Genomic DNA, 18341 nt, shown 5'->3' with positions numbered 1-18341 from the left:
CCTCGTTGCCGTGGTGGCGACCCTCATCCGCGGCCGTACCGCGGCGCGACGAGCGCAGCTGCGCCATCCAGTTCTCGATCTCGTTGCGCGTATCGGCGGGGGATTCCGCTGCGGTGGCATCGGTTTCGGCGGCAGGAGTATCCAGGGACGCATCGTCGGAAGGCTCCGCAGGCGATGCGGGCGGCGTCGGAACAGCGGTGAAACCGGAAGGCGCCTGCCACTGACCGGGGGTGCCGATCTGGTCGGTCGGCGGTGCCTCGCCGGCCGGTTCCCCACTGGCGGCCGATGTTTCGCCGGTTGCCGAATCCGGCTGCCGGGGTGAAGGCGCGGCCTCGGGTCGGACCTCGGTGAATCCGGGCGGCGCGATCTGCGGACGCACCACGTTTGCCGGTCGAGCCGAAGTCGGCTGGTCGCCGGAGGAATCGACGACAGGACGATCACGGTTCGCCTCGTCGGCCGAGGACGGGGTGACCGGAGAGAAGCGAGGTCCGCTGTCCTGGTCGGACGAGGTGAAACCGCGTGGTGTGCCGGGGCCGGTCATGCCGTTGTTCCACGGGGAGCTCGGCTGCGGTTCCACAGGTACCGCGGTGCCGAAGATGCCCTGCGGCGGGATCGGCGACTCGGGTTCCGTTTCCGCGCGAGCCGGACTGCCCTGGTGAGACTCGGCGCGATGCGAGCCGGGCGCCGCTGTGAAGTCAGGGCTCGCTGTATCGACCTCATACGGGCGCGAATCAGTCTCGCGCACAGGGGGATCGGCCTGCTCCGTCGGACGGCTCTGTTCGAACGGACGGCTCGGCTCGGTCGGACGGCTCGGCTCGGTCGGACGGCTCGGCTCGGTCGGACGGCTCGGCGCGAATGGACGGCTCTGTTCGAACGGACGACTCTGCTCTGACGGACGGCTCGGCTCCGCCGGAGGGGCCGCATCGACCGGATCGGGCGCGGTGGAGTCGGGCGTGACCGGCCTGAGGTTCGACGCGGTCACCGGGCTGAACCCGTTGAAAGTTCCGCTCGACGGAGTCTCGCTCGCAGGCGCGGGGGGTGTCGCGTTCGGGGGCGTGTTCACGATCCTCGGCGCCTGCGGCGGGACGATCCCACGCGGCGGCGGTGTCGCCGTGTTCGGCCTGGCCGGGGGCACAATGCTGGGTCGCGGCGGCGAATCGGCAGGGGGGGTGCCGAATCCGGCGCTGTCGCCGGTCTCGTCGGGGGTCGACACCCGGGGCACCGGCGGAGTCTCACCGATCACGCCGGAGGTGTTGTAGCCCGAAGGCGGCTGTACGCGTTCGGAGCCACGCGGCGGAACCCCGGTGACGATGCCGGGCAGATCGAGGCCGGACCCGGTGTCGACCGGTCCGGGTCGCGAGATCGACGGGCCGGTGGGGGTTTCGGCGGTGCCGTTCGTGCGTCCGCGCCCGTTGGTCGAGCGAGCGGCACCACCGGGGCCGGTTCGGGGATCGCCGAGATCGGCGAGGGGGATGGGGGGTGTGCCGAAGCTCGGCCCCGAATAACCACGGTCTTCGTCCTCGGCGGTATCCGTGGTCGAATCATCAGGTCCCTGAACGGGATTCGGAGCATCCGGCTTCACGATCGGCAGCACCTGGGTCGGCTCGCCGGAAACGTACTTCGGCAGGTCGGGACCGGAGTCCTCCTGCTTCGCCGTGTCCTCCGGAGCGACTTTCGCCGGCGTACCCGGCTTGACCACGGGCAACTCCCGGGTCGGCTCGCCCGAGGACAACACCGAGGCGCGAGGACGCGTCGGATCGGGCGACATCGGCTGGCGCGAACGGGCAGGTTCGGCGGCGTCGGTGTCGGTGATCTTGTCGATGCGCTGGGTCGGGGCCTCGGCCTCGATCTCGGCGACCGTGCGCGGCCTGCGCGGGGTGCGGGCCAGCTTGGAATCGGGGACCACCGTCATCTGCATGGTCGGCGGGTCGGTGATCGGGGTGGTCTTCACCAGGTCGACCACGCCACCGTGTTCCGGGCGCTCGTCGTCGAGGATGGGTTCGCCGAGGCCGATCTTCTCCTGGATGCGCTTCATCCACTTCGGCGCCCACCAGCAATCGTCGCCGAGCAGCTTCATGATCGCCGGGACGAGCAGCATGCGCAGAATGGTGGCGTCGATGAACAGCGCCGCGATCATGCCGTAGGCGATGTACTGCATCATCACCATGTCGGAGAACGCGAACGCGCCGGTCACCACCAGCAGAATCAGTGCGGCAGCGGTGATGATCCTGCCGGTTTGGGCGGTGCCGATCCGCACGGCTTCGGTGGTCGACGCGCCTTGGGCGCGTGCCTCCACCATGCGGGAGAGCAGGAAGACCTCATAGTCGGTCGACAAGCCGTAGATGATCGCGATGATCAGCATCAAGACCGGTGCGCTGATCGGCTGTGGCGTGAAGTTCAGTACCCCGGCGCCGTGGCCGTCGACGAAGATCCACGTGAGGATGCCGAGGGTCGCGCCGAGACCGAGCGCGCTCATCAACGCGGCCTTGATCGGCAGCACCAGCGAACCGAACGTCAGGAACATCAGCACGGTGGTGGTGACCAGCACGAGCAAGATCATCCACGGCATCAATTCCAGCAGCGTGTCGATGCTGTCGGCCATGAGCGCGGGCTGACCGGTGACGTACATCGTGACGCCGTCGGGTATTTCGATCGAGCGGAGATAGTCGATCGTCGGTTCGGCGCCGCCGGTGGGATCGACCAGGGTCGCCGAGGTGCGGAACACCTCGGGGTTGGTCGGCGACTTGACCGGCACCTCGAACGGACCGACCAGCCCGGGAGCCTGGTTGGCTTCCTTCCAGACCTTGCCGATCGCGTTGGTGTTGTCCGAGACGAAGACCAGCTGGATCGGGTCGGTCTTCTTCTGCGGGAAGACCTCGTAGAAGTGCTCGAGTGCGGACCGGGTCGTATTGTCCGGCGGGAGGTACTTCTCGTTGATGCCGCCGAACGCCAGGTCCTTGACCGGGATGATCAGCAACAACAGACCGACGGTGATCGGAATAGCGATCTTGAGCGGGTGCTTCATGACCCAGCGGGTCGTGTTGCCCCAGAAGCCGTTCTCGATCTGCTCGGCGGTCTTGGTCTTGCGGAACCGCTTGAGACCGAGCGCGTCGACGCGGGGGCCGAGGATGCCCAGCATCGCGGGCAGGATCGTGATCGCGGTCAGTGCCGCCAGCGAGACGGCAGCGATGGTGCCGTACGCGACCGACCGCAGGAAGCCCTGCGGGAAGATCAGGATGCCGCCGAGGCTGGCGATGATCATCGTCGCGGAGAAGACAACTGTTCGTCCGGCGGTCATCACCGAGCGCCGCACAGCGGCGGGCGTGCTGTACCCCTCGGCCAGTTCCTCGCGGAAACGGCTGACTATGAACAGGCCGTAGTCGATCGCGAGACCGAGCCCGATCATCGAGACGACGCCGGTGACGAAGATGTTGACCTCGGTGAAATTGGTCAGCACCGTCACGATGCCGGTGGCACCGATGATCGTCAGACCACCGATGATCAGCGGCAGCGCGGCGGCGACGATGCCACCGAAGATGAAGAACAGCAGGATCGCCACCGCGGGGAAGGCCAGCACTTCCATCCGCTTGGAGTCGTGGTCGAGGGTGTCGGTCAGCGTGACCGCGATGGGCTGCAGGCCCGAGACCTCGACGTCGACGCCCGGGATGTAGAAGACGTCTTGCACGGCACGGTAATTGGCCATCATGACCGTGTCGTTGTCACCGGCGATGGCGATCGAGGCGAACGCGTGTTTCTTGTCCTTCGACCCGAACGCCGACGGCACAGCGGGCGCGTCGCCCACCTTCCAATAGGTGCCGTTGATCTTGCCGATCTGATCGGGATGTTCGGCGACAACCCCGGTCAGGCTGGCGACGATCTTCTGCTGGAACTCCGGGTCATCGATCGTTTTGCCCTCGGGGGCGTTGTACATGACGATCACGTCGGCGTTGTGGTCGCGCCCGTATGACCCGTCGGCGATCTCCGCGCCCTTCACCGACTCCGAGCCCGGATCGAACCAGCCGCTCTGAGTCAGGCGGGGGCCGAGCCCCATGCCGTAGGCGCCCAACGCCAACATCGCCGCACCGACGACAACGATGACGACGAAGCGGAACCGGTAGACCAGATCGCCCCAGCGGGTGAACACTTAAGCGACTCCTTGACCAGGGCGAGAAGTGAGTAGCGCAGACAGCGGCCGGAACGGCTGCAGCCAAGCGCCCTCGTCGGGCAGCGACTCGAGACTCACCCGCGGTAGCGGTTCGCGGAACACGCCGGGGATGTCCTCGAGGTCGACGAACCCGAGGGTATCCGAAGTGACCGCCCAACTCGCGTGCTCACGGAATCCGAGCACCTGAGCTGGGATTCCCTTGGCCGCGATGGCTTCCAAGGGTTCACGGAAGGCTTGGCCGTCGGCCGAGGCGACCATGATGCCGGCTAAACCACCGTCGCGTTGCCGGGTCGCGATGTGCGCGAGCATGTCGGCGTCGACATCGGAGTCTTCATCGATCTTGGGCTTGGCGAACACCGCGAAACCGACATTGCGCAGCGCTTCCACCCACGGGCGAACCACGTCGGCGGTACCGGGCGCGATATTGGTGAAGACGGTGGCCTCGGCCTCGATGCGCCCCTTGGAGGCGACCGAGATCTCGGCGGTGCGGGCCAGCAGCCAGCGGCCGAGGGCGTCGAAGCGGGGGCGGTAAGCGGCGGTGGGACGCCCACCGAGGATGGCGCCGAGCCCCATGTCGAGGTTCGGCGCGTCCCAGACCAGCAGGACACGTCGAACATCGGAACCGCTCAACGCCTCGGAACCGGAGCCTGCCTGGGCGGGCACCGGCATCTCGGGGGCGATCTCACTCACGCTCATCTGTCGATCTTCCCCCATATGAACTCGTTGATGGCGCTACCGGCACGCAGGCCTTTGCCTTCGAACTTGGTGACGGGCCGTTCGAAACCGATCGGCGCGGTAGTGCGGTTGGCGGCGCTGTCGCCGCCGGTGGTGTCGTTCAAGCCGGTGAACAGCGGTTCCTTGGAGCCTACTTCGAGAATATGTTCGGCGTAATCCGCGTGGTCGGTGGCCACGTGCAGCACGCCGCCGGGCTTGAGTCTGCTGGCGATCAGGGCGAAGGTCGGCGCCTGGAGCAGCCTGCGCTTGTGGTGGCGGGCCTTCGGCCACGGGTCGGGAAAGAACACCCGAACACCGATCAGCGACTCCGGGGCAACCATGTTCTCCAGGACGTCCACGGCGTCGCCGCGCAGCAACCGGATGTTCTCGATCTCCTCGCGCTCGATCTGCTGGACCAGCTGGGCCAGTCCGGGCTGATACACCTCGATGCCGATGAGATTCAGGTGCGGTTCGGCCTTCGCCATGGCGGCCGTCGCCGTGCCGGTGCCGGTACCGATCTCGATCACCAGCGGCGCCTCGCGCCCGAACCAGGCGTCGGCTTCGACCGGATCGTTGGACACATCGCGCCCGATCACCGGCCAGGTGCGGTCCCATGAGGTCTGCTGATTCGGCGTCAGCGCGCCTCGCCGCGAGCGGAAGCTCGTGACGCGCGGGTACAGCCGGGAGCCGGTGAGCGAGCGCCTGCCCGCGTCGTTCGGCATCTCCGACAGCTTGTGGCTGGTCGGCTCGGCGTGGTTGGCGGCGTCGTTCACGTCGTCCATTGTCCAGCATGCGCGGAGCTACGTCGCAGGCGAGTTCGGGGGACCGCTGATCCGCCCAGGTCGGCAGAAGGTTCGCCCCGCCCCGGCTCGGCGCGGATCTGACACAATGCCCTCCGAAAAGGGGGTGTGCGCAATGCCGACAGCCACTGAATTCGCACAGACACGACCCGCGGACCAGCTCGACGCGCTGATCTCGGTTCTAGGTGCAGGTCGCGGGGGTGATCCGGGAATCGCCGAACAGCTCGCCGCGGCGGCTGCGCGCCGTCGTCGTCCGCTGCACATCCAGATCACCGGGCGTGCGCTGAGCGGGCGGACCACCGTAATGGCCGCGCTGGCCCTGTTGTCGGCGCAGGAGACCGCGCCGGTCGATCAGCCCGAGCTGCCCGACCCGGTCCTCGACGGCGATCTGGTCATCTATGTGCTGGCCGGTGCGCCGCAGGCCGCCGACTACCGCCTGCTCGCGACCGTGCCGCAGGGTCGCGGCGTGGTGGTGCTCAACAAGGCCGACGCGGTGGGCGCGCGCTGGGGCGAGGCCGTGGCCGCGGCACAGCGGCACGCGCAGGAGCTCGGCCTGCCGATCGTGCCGATCGTCGCCTCGGTCGCCGCCAGGACCAGGTCGGGAGCGGTGAGCGCGGAGGATCTGAGCGATCTGCGCAGGCTCGCGGTCGGCCCCGATGTGCCGTCGGTGCTCGCCGCCGATCTGTTCATCGGCGTCGGCTCCGACCAGGAAGCGCGCAGACGGCTGATCGCCAACTGGGATCTCTACGGTGTGGACTGCGCGCTGTCGGCCCTGCGCGCCGATCCCGATCTGCCCGCGTCGGCGATCATCCAGATCCTGCACTCCGCGAGCGGGGTCGATCCGCTGCACAAGCTGGTCCACCGCCGGTACGAGCAGGTGGAAGCGGTGCGCGGCGGCGAATTGCTCGACGAGCTGACCCGGCTGGCCGCCCGCGCGGTCCCCGGCGACGGCGGCCGCGCGCGAGAACTGATCGAGCACTATCTCGCCGGAGACGAAGCGCTCTGGGCCGGTCTGTGCGCCGGATTGGCCTGTCCGCAGGTCTCCCACCTGGCCGCCGGCTACCCGTCACCCGCGCCCGGCGACGCCGACGAGGCGCTCGCCCGCGCCACCCGCTGGCGTGCCGTCGTGTCCAGCGACATGCCACCCGCTGCCCGGCGGGCCGCGCTGCGCGTGCACAACGGCTATGTCAGAGCCTGGGAGCGGATGTCCAGTGCAGGCCTCTGAGGTCCCGCCCGGCCAGCGCCCGGCCGTCGACGCGAGCGGCGATACGAGTGCCGCGTCCGCCGACGACCCCGGTGCCCTACCCGCGGCGGTGGACACGGTGATCGACCGGTGGAATCCGCAGGGTGGCGCCCTGCTCCGGGCGATGGCCGCCGCGGGGGAGGGCAGCAGCGTCGACTTCTACGCCCCCGACGACGCCAACACCACTCTGCTGCGCACCGAACTCGCCCGCTTCGAACCCCATATCGACCTGGCCGATCCGACCGTGGGCAACGACCCGGCCGCGGCGCTCATCCTCTTCGACGCGGGCAGTGTCCTCGGCGCCGGCATGTTCGCCCTGATCGACCGTCTGCGCGCCGCCGATCAGCGAATCCTGCTCGCCATGAACGGCTTTCACGCCTATCAGGACTGGCGCGCGACCCGCGACCGCAACCTGGAACTGCTCGCCGCGCGCGGCATCACCGACCTCGACATCGTCGCCGTCTCGGCCCGGCTGGCCGCCGCCGCCCGCGCCACCGACGATTCGGCCCTGCTCGATCGCTCCGGCGTGGCCGGACTGCACGCCACCCTGGCCGCGGCCACCGCGAAGGGACCGGCCGACGGTGCCCAGCGCCGCACCGCCGTCCGCACCCGGGTGCTCACCGACACCAGAGCGAGAATCGACGAACAGATCACCGCACTGCGCTCCGGCACGGACACCGCACGGATCAGGGAGGAACGCATCGGACTGGTCGCCGAGCGCGACGGCGGTCGCCAGACCGGTCTCGCCGCCGTGCGCAGCCAGGTGCAGCTCGCCCGCGTCGACCTGACCACCGAGCTCGGCGCGATGGTGCGCGCACTGCACACCCGCTCGCGCGCCGAACTCGACCGCTGCGACCGCGCCGAACTGCGCGCCTACCCACAGCGTTTGCAGCAGGCGGCCGGTGAGCTGTCGGTCTCGGTCGACGCCGTCATCGACGAACGGGTCAGCGAAGCGGCGCGCCGGATCGGTACCGCCGCGCCGACCACCCGGCGCCGCGATCCGGCGCCGCGAGTCGGTCCGGATCCCGGCAAGAGACACCGAGGTGTCGAAGATCACCTCATGATCGCGCTCGGCGCGTCGGCCGGCGTCGGTCTCGGCCGATTGGTCGTGGCACCGCTGTCGCTGGTCCCGACACTCGACGTGGCGAGCGTCCCGGTGACGCTGCTGCTCGGCGCGGGCGCGGCCTACTGGGTCGTGCGCGCCCGCGGCCAACTCGCCGAACGCAACCACATGGCCCAGTGGGTCTCCGAGGCATTGGTGAACGTCAAAGCCCAGCTCGAACAGCGTGTCGCGGGAGTGCTCGTGGACATCGAGGCCGAATTGGCCGAGCACGTGGTGCGGGAATCGACCGCGCGAGCGGTGGCCGTGGATCGGCGTGTCACCGAACTCGACGCGCTCGCGCGCAGGCTCGTCGCCGAGCGTCCCGCACAGCTGACGGCCTGTGAGCGTGACATCGCCACGCTCGATCGACTGTGAGCGCGGGATTGACCGATACACCGGTGGGTACCTGTTAGGGAGCCCGATGCCATATCGGTCGTCATATCGCGTTAACCTTGAGGCAGGAACCTGGGCGTCCGCTCTTGCCAGTCGATGCGCGGCCACCGTCCGTGTACGGCCTTCCTAGCCGTCTATCGGGGTTGTGCGACGGTTGGTCACTGCGGACGCCTTACCCGCCCATGGTGGCGATCGATGGATCGAACAACCGCCCATCTCAGGAGAGTTTTCATGACCTCAGCGACCATTCCTGGTCTTCGTGGATCCGACGGCACGGCGCCGACCGAGCACAGTGAACTGCTCGCCTGGGTACAGGAAGTCGCAGAGCTCACTCAGCCCGATCGCGTGGTCTGGGCCGACGGCTCCGACGCGGAATGGGATCGCCTGACCACTCAGCTGGTCGAGGCAGGCACCTTCCAGCAGCTCGACGAGAAGAAGAAGCCCAACTCCTTCCTCGCGCTGTCCGATCCCTCCGATGTGGCCCGCGTCGAATCGCGCACCTACATCTGTTCCGCCACCGAGGCCGACGCCGGTCCGACCAACAACTGGGTCGACCCCGCCGAGATGCGCGCCACCATGACCGAGCTGTACCGCGGCTCGATGAAGGGCCGCACCATGTACGTGGTGCCGTTCTGCATGGGCCCGCTCGGCGCCGAGGACCCCAAGCTGGGCGTGGAGATCACCGACTCCGAGTACGTGGTCGTCTCGATGCGCGTGATGACCCGGATGGGCCAGGCCGCGCTCGACAAGCTGGGCGCCGACAAGCCGTTCGTGAAGGCGCTGCACTCCGTGGGTGCGCCGCTGGCCGAGGGCCAGGCCGATGTGCCGTGGCCGTGCAGCGACACCAAGTACATCACCCACTTCCCCGAGGACCGTGAGATCTGGTCCTTCGGTTCGGGCTACGGCGGCAACGCGCTGCTCGGCAAGAAGTGCTACTCGCTGCGCATCGCCTCGGCGATGGCCCACGACGAGGGCTGGCTGGCCGAGCACATGCTGATCCTCAAGCTGATCTCGCCCGAGAACAAGAACTACTACGTCGCCGCCGCGTTCCCGAGCGCCTGTGGCAAGACCAACCTCGCGATGATCCAGCCGACCATCCCCGGCTGGCGCGCGGAGACCCTGGGCGACGACATCGCCTGGATGCGTTTCGGCAAGGACGGTCAGCTCTACGCCGTGAACCCGGAGTTCGGTTTCTTCGGCGTCGCACCGGGCACCAACCACAGCTCCAACCCCAACGCGATGGCCACCATCGACGCGGGCAACACCGTGTACACCAACGTCGCCCAGACCGACGACAACGATGTGTGGTGGGAGGGTCTCGAAGGCGACCCGCAGCACCTGATCGACTGGAAGGGCAACGACTGGACCCCCGAGTCGGAGGGCCACGCCGCGCACCCGAACTCGCGCTACTGCACCCCGATGTCGCAGTGCCCGACCCTCGCCCCCGAATGGGACGACCCGCAGGGCGTGCCGATCTCGGCCATCCTGTTCGGCGGTCGCCGTAAGACCACCGTTCCGCTGGTGACCGAGTCGTTCGGCTGGGAGCACGGCGTGTTCATGGGCGCCACCATGGGCTCGGAGCAGACCGCCGCCGCCGAGGGCAAGGTCGGCACCGTCCGTCGCGACCCGATGGCGATGCTGCCGTTCCTCGGCTACCACGTGGGCGACTACCTCAACCACTGGATCGACCTCGGCAAGAACGCCGACGCGAACAAGCTGCCGAAGATCTTCTACGTGAACTGGTTCCGTCGTGGCGACGACGGCCGCTTCCTGTGGCCCGGATTCGGTGAGAACTCCCGCGTGCTGGAGTGGATCGTCGGCCGCATCGAGGGCCGCTCGGGCGCCACGGCCACCGCGGTCGGCAATGTGCCTTCGGCCGCCGATCTCGACCTGGACGGCCTCGACGTGGTCGCCGCCGATGTCGACGAGGCACTCGCGGTGAACGCCGACGAGTGGCGCAAGGAGATCCCGTCGATCGAGGAATGGTTCGAGTTCGTCGGCGACAAGCTGCCTTCGGGCGTGCGTGACGAGTTCGAGGCACTCAAGGAGCGCCTGGGCTAGTCGCCCCGCAAACACTGAACCGCCCGTACCGTTTCGGTACGGGCGGTTCTGTTCGTCTCAGGTCGTCGGACGATTTCCACAGTCTCGTTCTGGGTACATCTGTCGGTGTCAGAGAGTCGCGTGTGGCGGCAGCGTTACCTTCGCCTATATTTCCTCTCGAGCTGATACCCCTGCGAGACTCCTGCACCGCCATGCGGTCAACGACGAGATCGACGCTGAGAGGTGGTTTGACGCATGACAGATCTGGTGACCGGATTCGAGTCCGACACCTATTCGAGCACGCCCATGCAGCGCGTGGCGGGCCGACTGGAACGGGCCCTGCCCCCGGGCTGGCGGGTCGAGGTCGTCGACCTACCCGCCCGGGGTGAGGTGGCCGCGCAGCCGGTCCTGCGGGTCCATATGCCGGAGAACTAAGCCGTGGAGTCGGTCCATCCCATGGGCATGAGGACCGACTTCTGCTCACAGAACGCGTCGAGGCCCTCGGGGCCGTTCTCGCGGCCGATGCCCGAGTTCTTGTAGCCACCGAACGGTGCGGTCGGGTCGAAGGCGTACCAGTTGATCGCGAAGGTACCGGTGCGGATCCGGGCCGCGACCTCGACGCCGTGCTCGATATCGGTGGTCCAGACCGATCCGGCCAGACCGTAGTCGGAGTCGTTGGCGATGGCGATGGCCTCGTCCTCGGTCTCGTACGGGATCACCGAGAGCACCGGGCCGAAGATCTCCTCCTGGGCGATGGTGCTCGCGTTGTCGACGTCGGCGAAGATCGTCGGCTCGACGAACCAGCCGCGGTCCACGCCCGCGGGCCTGCCGCCGCCGAGTACCAGCCGCGCGCCCTCGGCCTTGCCCTTGGCGATGTAGCCCTCCACGCGGTCACGCTGCTTTTCGCTGATCAGCGGGCCGAGCTGGGTGGCGGGATCGGTCGGATCACCGGTCTGCATGGTCTTGACGTGCGCGACCAACGCCTCGACGATCTCGTCATAGCGACTGCGCGGCGCGAGGATTCGGGTCTGCGCCACGCAGCCCTGCCCGCTGTTCATCAGCCCGGAGAACGCGAGCACGGGAATGCTCGCGGCGAGGTCGACGTCGGGCAGCACGATGGCGGCCGACTTGCCGCCGAGCTCCAGCGACACGGTCTTGAGCTGCGCACCGGCCAGCGCGGCCAGCTTCCTGCCCACCGGGGTGCTGCCGGTGAAGGTCACCTTGTCGACGCCGGGGTGGCCCGCGAGGTATTCACTGGCCTCGGCGTCGGCGGGCAGCACCGAGAGCACGCCGTCGGGCAGGCCCGCCTCGGTGAAGAGGTCGGCGAGGATGTTCGCGGTCAGCGGAGTCAGTGGCGACGGCTTGAGCACCACGGTGCAGCCGGCCAGCAACGCGGGTCCGAGCTTGTTCGCGGCGAGGAACAACGGGACATTCCAGGCGGTGATCGCGGCGACGACACCGCGGGGTTCCCGTGAGACACGCGAGGTTCCGAACAGGCCGACTCGAGTCTCGTTCCAGGCGAACGTCTTCGCGAGCTCGACGAGGGCGTCGAGTGCCGCGACGGCGGGAATCTGGTTGAGTGTCAAGGCCGCTAACGTCGGCGCGCCCATCTCCGCGGTGAGCGCGGCGAGCAATTCGGGCGAACGCTGCTCGATCAGCCGCGCGACCTTGCTGAGTACCTCCGCTCGTTCCAGTGGAGGCGTTGATGGCCACGGCCCGCTGTCGAACGCGTCGCGCGCCGCGGCGACCGCGGCGTCGACATCGGCGTTCGTTACCGCCGGCACGCTGCCCACGGTCTCCTCCGTTGCAGGGGAGACCACCGAAATGCGGTCACTACCGGCCGGGGTGGTCCACTTCCCGCCGATGAACAGACTGTCGTAGTGCATGAGAACACGTTACAGTTTTGCGGGCGAATTGTCTGCAACCTGTTCTAATTCGCTGCGGCGCAACGACTGTGAAGATGGTGAATTCCAACCTGTCGGTTCGCTTTTCGGGGAAACGCACTATTGCGTTCCGCTGGTGAAAAGGGGATGCTTTAGCTACTGATCAGCTCGCTCGATTCATCGAACATTAACAGCGAATTGGGGAGACCGACTCATGGCTGTGCAAGTGATCGGCCGATCGTTGATGACCAGCGACCAGACCGACCATCAAGCGAAAAGTGTGGGCAGTGGCGGATGGGTTGTCTCATTCCTGCCCGGCCGCACACTCACGATCGAGCAGGCGACTGCCGCTATCCAGGCCGCTGAGGCGGTCGCGATGGTCGGCGCGCTGGCCGATCAGGTCGGCCTGACCACGTTGGAGACCGTGGGCCTGGCGATTCAGGAATCGCCGTGGGTCAGGGTGTTGCCCGAGCCGATGCGGAGGTCGCGGCGCTTGAGCTGGCTGGCGTGATCATGCTTTGGTAGCCACCACCACCAAGTTGCTGACCAGTAACTCGCGAATGACCGGAACTCGGACGAGCCACCAGGCCCAGTGTGGGTGATAACGCGGAAAAATAGTCCGCACGTCGGCTGAAGTCGTTGCTGCCCAGTGCAACCCATCCGCCGCGGTCACCGCGAACAGTGATCGGCCGAACCTGTTCTTAGGTTCGTGTCCGTTCTTGCGCCGGTACCGGCGGGCCGCGTACTCGCCACCGAGGTAGTGCCAGAGGCCGGTCTCGTGCCCACCGAACGGTCCGTGCCACACCGTGTACGAGTACACGATGAGGCCGCCGGGCTTGGTCACCCGCACCATCTCGTCCGCCATCAGCCACGGCTGCGGCACGTGTTCGGCGACGTTGGAGGAGAAGCAGACGTCGACGGAGTTGTCGAGGAACGGCAGCGCCATCCCCGACCCGCGTACCGAACCCGACACCCGCAGCCCGGCCGCGTGCATCTCCGACGGGTCGGGCTCCACCGAGACGTAGCGGGCGCCCACCGCGGTGAACTCGTCGGCGAAGTAGCCGGGGCCGCCGCCCACGTCGAGGACGACGGTGCCGGTGAGGTCGCGGCCGGTGATATCGGCGTAGAAGTCGCCGATCAGCTCCGCGCTGTCGGTGGCGATGCCGCCGTAGAAGCGGGCCGGGTCGGACTGCTCGAAGCGGAAGCTGGTGAGCAGGCGCAGCGAGCGGCGCAGAGAGGCCCGGCGCGCGAACCTCGATCGGTCGCGTCGATGGACGGGCTGCTCGGTTGTCGGCTGGGTGGCGATCGGCACGGGCAGGAGTTTATGGGCAGGCCCTTCGGTCGCGGCTGGTGGTGGGGGCGTTGGGTGGGTGGGTTGGGTTCGTCTTCACGGGGTCGGCTCGGGTGCGACGGGCTGATCTGGGCGGGCGCGGTCGATACAACCGTGTTGCGTGGAGCACACCCGCTAGTGTGGGGGCCGACGTTTGTCTGCCACCGAACCGAATGCGAGCCCCGACCGTGCGTGAAGTCCTCCTACTCTGCTGGCGTGACACCGGGCACCCACAGGGTGGCGGTAGCGAACGGTATCTGGAGCAGGTAGGCGCCCAGCTGGCCGCGCGTGGCATCAAGGTCACCCTGCGGACGGCGGGGTACCCGGGCGCCCCCAAGCGTGAGCGGATCGACGGCATCGACATCAGTCGCGCGGGCGGCCGCTTCACCGTCTACCCCCGCGCGCTCGCCGCCATCGTGGCCGGTCGGCTCGGTATCGGCCCGCTGCGCGGCCTGCGCCCCGACGTCGTGATCGACACCCAGAACGGCATTCCCTTCTTCGCCACCGCGACGGGTGTGCCCTCGGTGGTGCTGGTGCACCACGGACACCGTGAGCAGTGGCCGGTCGCCGGTCGCCTGGTCGGGCGGATCGGCTGGTGGATCGAATCCACGTTGTCCCCGCGCGTGCACCGCGACAACCAGTACCTCACCGTGTCGCTGCCGTCGGCCGAGGAGCTGTCCGCGCTCGGTGTGGACCGTGAGCGCATCGCCGTGGTCCGCAACGGTGCCGAACCGGTCCCCGCCGCGGTCGTCCCCGGCGACGACGCCACCCGCGCCACCCACCCGCGCATCGCGGTCCTGTCGCGCCTCGTCCCGCACAAGCAGATCGAAGATGCCCTCACCGCGGTCGCCCACCTGCGCGAACGCTTCCCCGACGTGCACCTCGACGTCATCGGCGACGGCTGGTGGGCCCCCAACCTGCGTGCCTGCGCCGACGCACTCGGCATCGCCGACGCCGTCACCTTCCACGGCCACGTCGACGAACGCCGCAAACACGAGATCCTCTCGACGGCCTGGGTCCACGTGATGCCCTCGCGCAAGGAAGGCTGGGGCCTGGCCGTCATCGAAGCCGCCCAGCACGGCGTCCCCACCATCGGCTACCGCAGTTCCCGAGGTCTCACCGACTCCATCGTCGACGGCGTCACCGGTCTGCTGGTCGACGACGCCCCCGCCCTGGCCGCGGCCGCCGGCGACCTCCTGGCCGACCCGGATACCCGCCTGGTGATGGGCGAGAAGGCCAGGGCCCGTGCCAACGAGTTCTCCTGGGAACAGACCGGCGCCGGTGTCTTCGAGGTCCTCGCCGCCGCCGCGCGCGGCCGCACCGTCAGCGGATTGGTCTCCCCGGCCCGGGTCTAGTCGACTCGGTTACCCGCTGCCTCTCGATCTCGCCGGGTGCCCGTCCGGTCCGGGCGCACGGCCGCGGCAATCAGTCCCGTGAGTAGCAGGGCCGCCCAGAGCAGGTGGGCCGCGGCGGAGGTTCGGCGCTGGGCCGGGGTGGCGATGTCGAGCAGGGTGGGGGAAGGCACGCGGTAGAGCGCCAGGTCTTTGTCCTGATACATCAATTCGGCCGTGGTGAGAGTTTTCTCGGAGGCGCCGAGCGGGCCGGGGGTGGTGCGTTCGATCAGGATCCAGCCGACGCCGAGGGTCGCTAGTTCGGTGGCCGGGGCACCTTCGAGGAGCGCTTGCTCGACGGTCCGGGCGCGGTTGCCCTCTCCGGTCACCGCGTAGCCGCGAACTCGGAGTTCGCCGGTCTGCAGGACATCGTTGGGGAGGATGCGGGGAGCCGGGTCGAGGACGGGAGCTGTTCCGCTGTACGGGAATCGGCGGAACATCCCGGCGGGAAGTACCGCTATGTCGCCGGGAGCGTCGATGTGGTCGACGACCTGTTGCCAGCCCGCGGGGTAGTGGACGGGGCGCACGGCGCCGCCGACTCCCCAGGCGAGGTCGGCCAGCGGGAGGGTGAGCAGAAGAATGAAAAGGATTGCGGCGGGGCGAAATCCGGTCCGGCCCTCGCGAATTTCCGGGTGCCCTTCGGCGGCAGAAGCTTCCGGGTCGTTGGCCAGTACTCGGCGGGCTGCCACGGTGACCGTTCGGCACGCGGCCGCCGCGCACAGCGCGTAGGCGGGCATCGCCAACGCCACGTACTTCTGCGTATCCCGCAGCAGCCCGGCCCCGGGAACGTGCACCACCAGCCATTCTCCGGCTGCCAGTCCCCAGCTGGTCGCGCCGAGGGCGGGCAGCACGATCGCCACCGCCGCGATCACCAGCAGCGCTCGCCCGTCACGTCCGAGCGCCCATACCGCCCGCACCCCGCACGCGACGATGCCGAGCAGCAAGAGTGTGCCGAGCAGGGCGAGCGGGGTCGTGCGGCTCGCGGGGACCGCTTCGCCGTTCCAGATCCCGCCCAGCCCGGCGAGGCTGCCGAGCGTGCCGAGCCACGGTTCGGCCCGGGCCGCGAACGCCGAGACGCCGGCCGGGTCCGACGGCTCGGCCCCCGATCCGAGCGCGGTCGCGGTCAGCCACGGCGCGCAGGTCACGATCCACAGCGCGACGGCGGGGAGGAAGGCCCGCCGCCCGACCAGCGCGAGCCCGATCACCGCGGCCAGCAACGAGCCGGTCGGCGTCAACCCGGCAGCGGCGAAACTCGCGGTCAGCGCCGCCCATCCACCGAGCGAGGCGACGAATCCGAATCGGCTGCCCGACCCCGCATCGTCGCCGGATTCCGTTCTGCTGGTGGCTGTTCGGATACGCGCGGCGGCGAGCGCGGTCCACGGGAGGGCGGCGTAACCGGCGAGCAGGCTCCAGTGGCCTTGAAGAAGTCGTTCCGCCACATAGGGATTCCACAGCGCGAGGGTCGCGGCGACCAATTGTGCTCCGGTAGAAGCGGAGACGAGCCGTCGCGCGAGTACCGCGGCGCCGTACCCGGCCGACCACAGCGCGACGATCAGAATCGCCTTCACGAGAATTCCGCCGTCGATCACCGGCGAGAGCACGGCGAGCACGGCGTCCTGCGGAACGGCGCGAGGTGCGGCCGCGCCCACGCCGAGTGCCGAATCGGTGAGGAAGGAACGTGGGGTGCTCACCGCGTCGCGCAGCAGCAGGTAGCCCGATCCGGCGAGCGGTCCGACGATGATCATCGTGAGCAGAGCGCAGTATCCGGCCACCAAGGCCCTTGCTCGCCCGCTACTCGTCACGTCCACGCACCTTACGTCCCGTCGGGCTGCGCCGTGGCCGGGGTCGAATAGGCGCTGTTCGGGGCTGAATCGCTCGAAGGTGAGTCCGCTTGGACTCACATTTTCGGGGTGGGCGTGATGGCGAACACAGTGAAGTGCGACCATGAGGCGTGTCCTCAGTCCGCCGCCCGCCTGTCGTTGCCGATCTGACCTGGGTGACGGCTGGCGCCATGACCGCCAACGTCGCCGGGTACCTGCTGCAATTGCTGGCGGCGAGCTGGTTGGGAGTCGAGGGATACAGCGAGTTCGCGAGTCTGCTCGCGGTGCAGTTGCTGTGCGCGGTCCCGGCGCTTGCCATGCAGAACGTGGTGGCGAGGGAGGTGGTGCGCGGGGCGTCGCTACGTGCGGTGCGGGCGATGATGTGGCGGTGTGCCGCGTTGGTCGCCGCGGTCGCGGTGGTGCTGATTCCGGTGGTGGCCGTGGTGCTCGACGTGGGCGTGTGGGCCGCGGCCGCCGCCCTCGGCGCGGCACCCGCGTTGGTGATCCTCTCGGGTGAGCAGGGAATTCTGCAGGGCGGCAATCACTTCCGCGCGCTGGCCACCGTGCTCGCGATGGCGGGTACAGCTCGGGTGGCGCCCGCGCTGCTCGCACTCGCGCTGGGCGGTGGTGCTGCCGGTGCCCTGTGGGCGGGGGCCGCGGGCATCGTCGGCGCGGCGATCGTGGCCGGTCGCATCGCGCGCTCGACGACCGAGTCGGCGGATCCGCCGACCGATGACAGCGGCGATGCCGGAAACAGCCGGGAACCGATGACGAAGACCGTCGGCGTCCTTCCCGTGTTGCGTGCCGTGCAGGTGCAGGCGGCGCTGATGGCGCTGTCCTCGGTCGACCTGATCGTGGTCCGCATCGTCCTCGACGAGGTCGACGCCAGCCGCTACTCGCTGGGCACCATCGCCACCAAGATCGCGTTCTGGCTGCCGCAGGCGGTCGGCGTCGTGCTGTATCCCCGGATGGCCCAGCCCACCCATTCCGCCCGTGCGATCCGCGACGCCCTCTCGGTGCTCTCGGTGATCGGCGTCGTCGCGGTGCTGGGCGCCGCGCTGGCCGCTCCCTTGGCCCCCCTGTTCGCCGGCGCCGACTATGCCCCCATCCAGGGCATGCTGTGGCTGTTCGCCCTGCACGGTGCGATCCTGGCGGTCCTCCAGGGCGCTCTGCTCTCGGCCATCGCGGTCGAACGCACCGCCTTGGCGGCCGTCACCTGGATCGGCCTGGCCATCGAGGTGACCCTGATGCTCGCCTTCGCCCGCACGATCGAATCCCTGATCGGCACGGCTGTCTCCGTAGCGGCGGTCACCACCACGATCGTCGCCGCCGTCGTTCTTCGCGCGGCCCGCAGCCACCCCGCTCCGGCCGACTCGGTCCTGCACTGACCGAACCGGCCGGTTCGGCGGAGGTGTCCCGGAAAAACACAACAGCCCCGGCCGAAGACCGGGGCTGTTGTA

At 68.7% G+C, this 18341-nt stretch carries 12 protein-coding genes and 1 pseudogene; 7 read left to right on the top strand and 6 right to left on the bottom strand.

Translation table 11 applies throughout. The features are described from left to right. Positions 1-1558: 1558 nt before the first annotated feature. The 3 genes and pseudogenes from ACWFRF_RS09845 to trmB all read right to left on the bottom strand — a co-directional run. Positions 1559-4144: pseudogene (locus tag ACWFRF_RS09845) on the bottom strand (MMPL family transporter); the annotation flags it as partial. Next, positions 4145-4861 (bottom strand): NYN domain-containing protein, encoded by a 717-nt coding sequence (locus ACWFRF_RS09840; RefSeq protein WP_082844190.1) that lies wholly within the window; start codon positions 4859-4861, stop codon positions 4145-4147. After that, positions 4858-5661, bottom strand: a complete 804-nt coding sequence (gene trmB / locus ACWFRF_RS09835) for a tRNA (guanosine(46)-N7)-methyltransferase TrmB (protein ID WP_378635039.1) — start codon at positions 5659-5661, stop codon at positions 4858-4860. Before trmB ends, ACWFRF_RS09840 begins: the two co-directional genes overlap by 4 nt. 133 nt (positions 5662-5794) lie before the next feature. On the opposite strand from trmB, the gene ACWFRF_RS09830 reads away from it, so the two are divergent. From ACWFRF_RS09830 to ACWFRF_RS09815, 4 genes are all read left to right on the top strand, one after another. After that, positions 5795-6904, top strand: a complete 1110-nt coding sequence (locus ACWFRF_RS09830) for a hypothetical protein (RefSeq protein WP_452449586.1) — start codon at positions 5795-5797, stop codon at positions 6902-6904. Further along, positions 6891-8399, top strand: coding sequence for a hypothetical protein (locus ACWFRF_RS09825; RefSeq protein WP_378989206.1), 1509 nt, complete (start codon positions 6891-6893; stop codon positions 8397-8399). Before ACWFRF_RS09830 ends, ACWFRF_RS09825 begins: the two co-directional genes overlap by 14 nt. Positions 8400-8648: 249 nt before the next feature. Beyond that, positions 8649-10478: a phosphoenolpyruvate carboxykinase (GTP) gene (locus ACWFRF_RS09820; RefSeq protein WP_378989205.1), complete on the top strand. Its 1830-nt coding sequence runs from the start codon at positions 8649-8651 to the stop codon at positions 10476-10478. 234 nt (positions 10479-10712) lie between these two features. Beyond that, positions 10713-10892, top strand: a complete 180-nt coding sequence (locus tag ACWFRF_RS09815; RefSeq protein WP_378989204.1) for a hypothetical protein — start codon at positions 10713-10715, stop codon at positions 10890-10892. On the opposite strand, the gene ACWFRF_RS09810 is transcribed toward ACWFRF_RS09815, so the two are convergent. Next, positions 10889-12343 carry an aldehyde dehydrogenase gene (locus ACWFRF_RS09810; protein WP_379311891.1) on the bottom strand — a complete coding sequence of 485 codons (1455 nt, stop codon included), beginning with the start codon at positions 12341-12343 and terminating at the stop codon, positions 10889-10891. The genes ACWFRF_RS09815 and ACWFRF_RS09810 overlap by 4 nt on opposite strands. A gap of 211 nt (positions 12344-12554) precedes the next feature. On the opposite strand from ACWFRF_RS09810, the gene ACWFRF_RS09805 reads away from it, so the two are divergent. Next, entirely contained in the window at positions 12555-12851 is a 297-nt protein-coding gene (locus tag ACWFRF_RS09805) for a hypothetical protein (protein ID WP_056823697.1), read from the top strand. Here ACWFRF_RS09805 and ACWFRF_RS09800 read toward each other — a convergent pair whose 3' ends face one another. Continuing rightward, entirely contained in the window at positions 12852-13652 is an 801-nt protein-coding gene (locus ACWFRF_RS09800) for a class I SAM-dependent methyltransferase (protein ID WP_378989202.1), read from the bottom strand. A gap of 206 nt (positions 13653-13858) precedes the next feature. Between ACWFRF_RS09800 and ACWFRF_RS09795 the strand changes: the two genes are divergently transcribed. After that, the gene (locus ACWFRF_RS09795; RefSeq protein ID WP_452449582.1) at positions 13859-15025 is read left to right on the top strand and encodes a glycosyltransferase family 4 protein; all 1167 of its coding nucleotides are present in this window, start codon (positions 13859-13861) and stop codon (positions 15023-15025) included. On the opposite strand, the gene ACWFRF_RS09790 is transcribed toward ACWFRF_RS09795, so the two are convergent. Continuing rightward, on the bottom strand, positions 15022-16863 hold the full coding sequence (locus ACWFRF_RS09790) for a hypothetical protein (RefSeq protein WP_452449580.1): 1842 nt from the start codon (positions 16861-16863) through the stop codon (positions 15022-15024). The genes ACWFRF_RS09795 and ACWFRF_RS09790 overlap by 4 nt on opposite strands. Before the next feature lie 209 nt (positions 16864-17072). Between ACWFRF_RS09790 and ACWFRF_RS09785 the strand changes: the two genes are divergently transcribed. After that, the gene (locus ACWFRF_RS09785) at positions 17073-18269 is read left to right on the top strand and encodes a polysaccharide biosynthesis protein (protein ID WP_452449578.1); all 1197 of its coding nucleotides are present in this window, start codon (positions 17073-17075) and stop codon (positions 18267-18269) included. Positions 18270-18341: the final 72 nt, after the last annotated feature.

Source organism: Nocardia sp. NPDC055165 (assembly GCF_053606985.1).
Note: the sequence above shows the minus strand (reverse complement) of the source record. Positions and strands in the feature narration are given on the sequence as shown.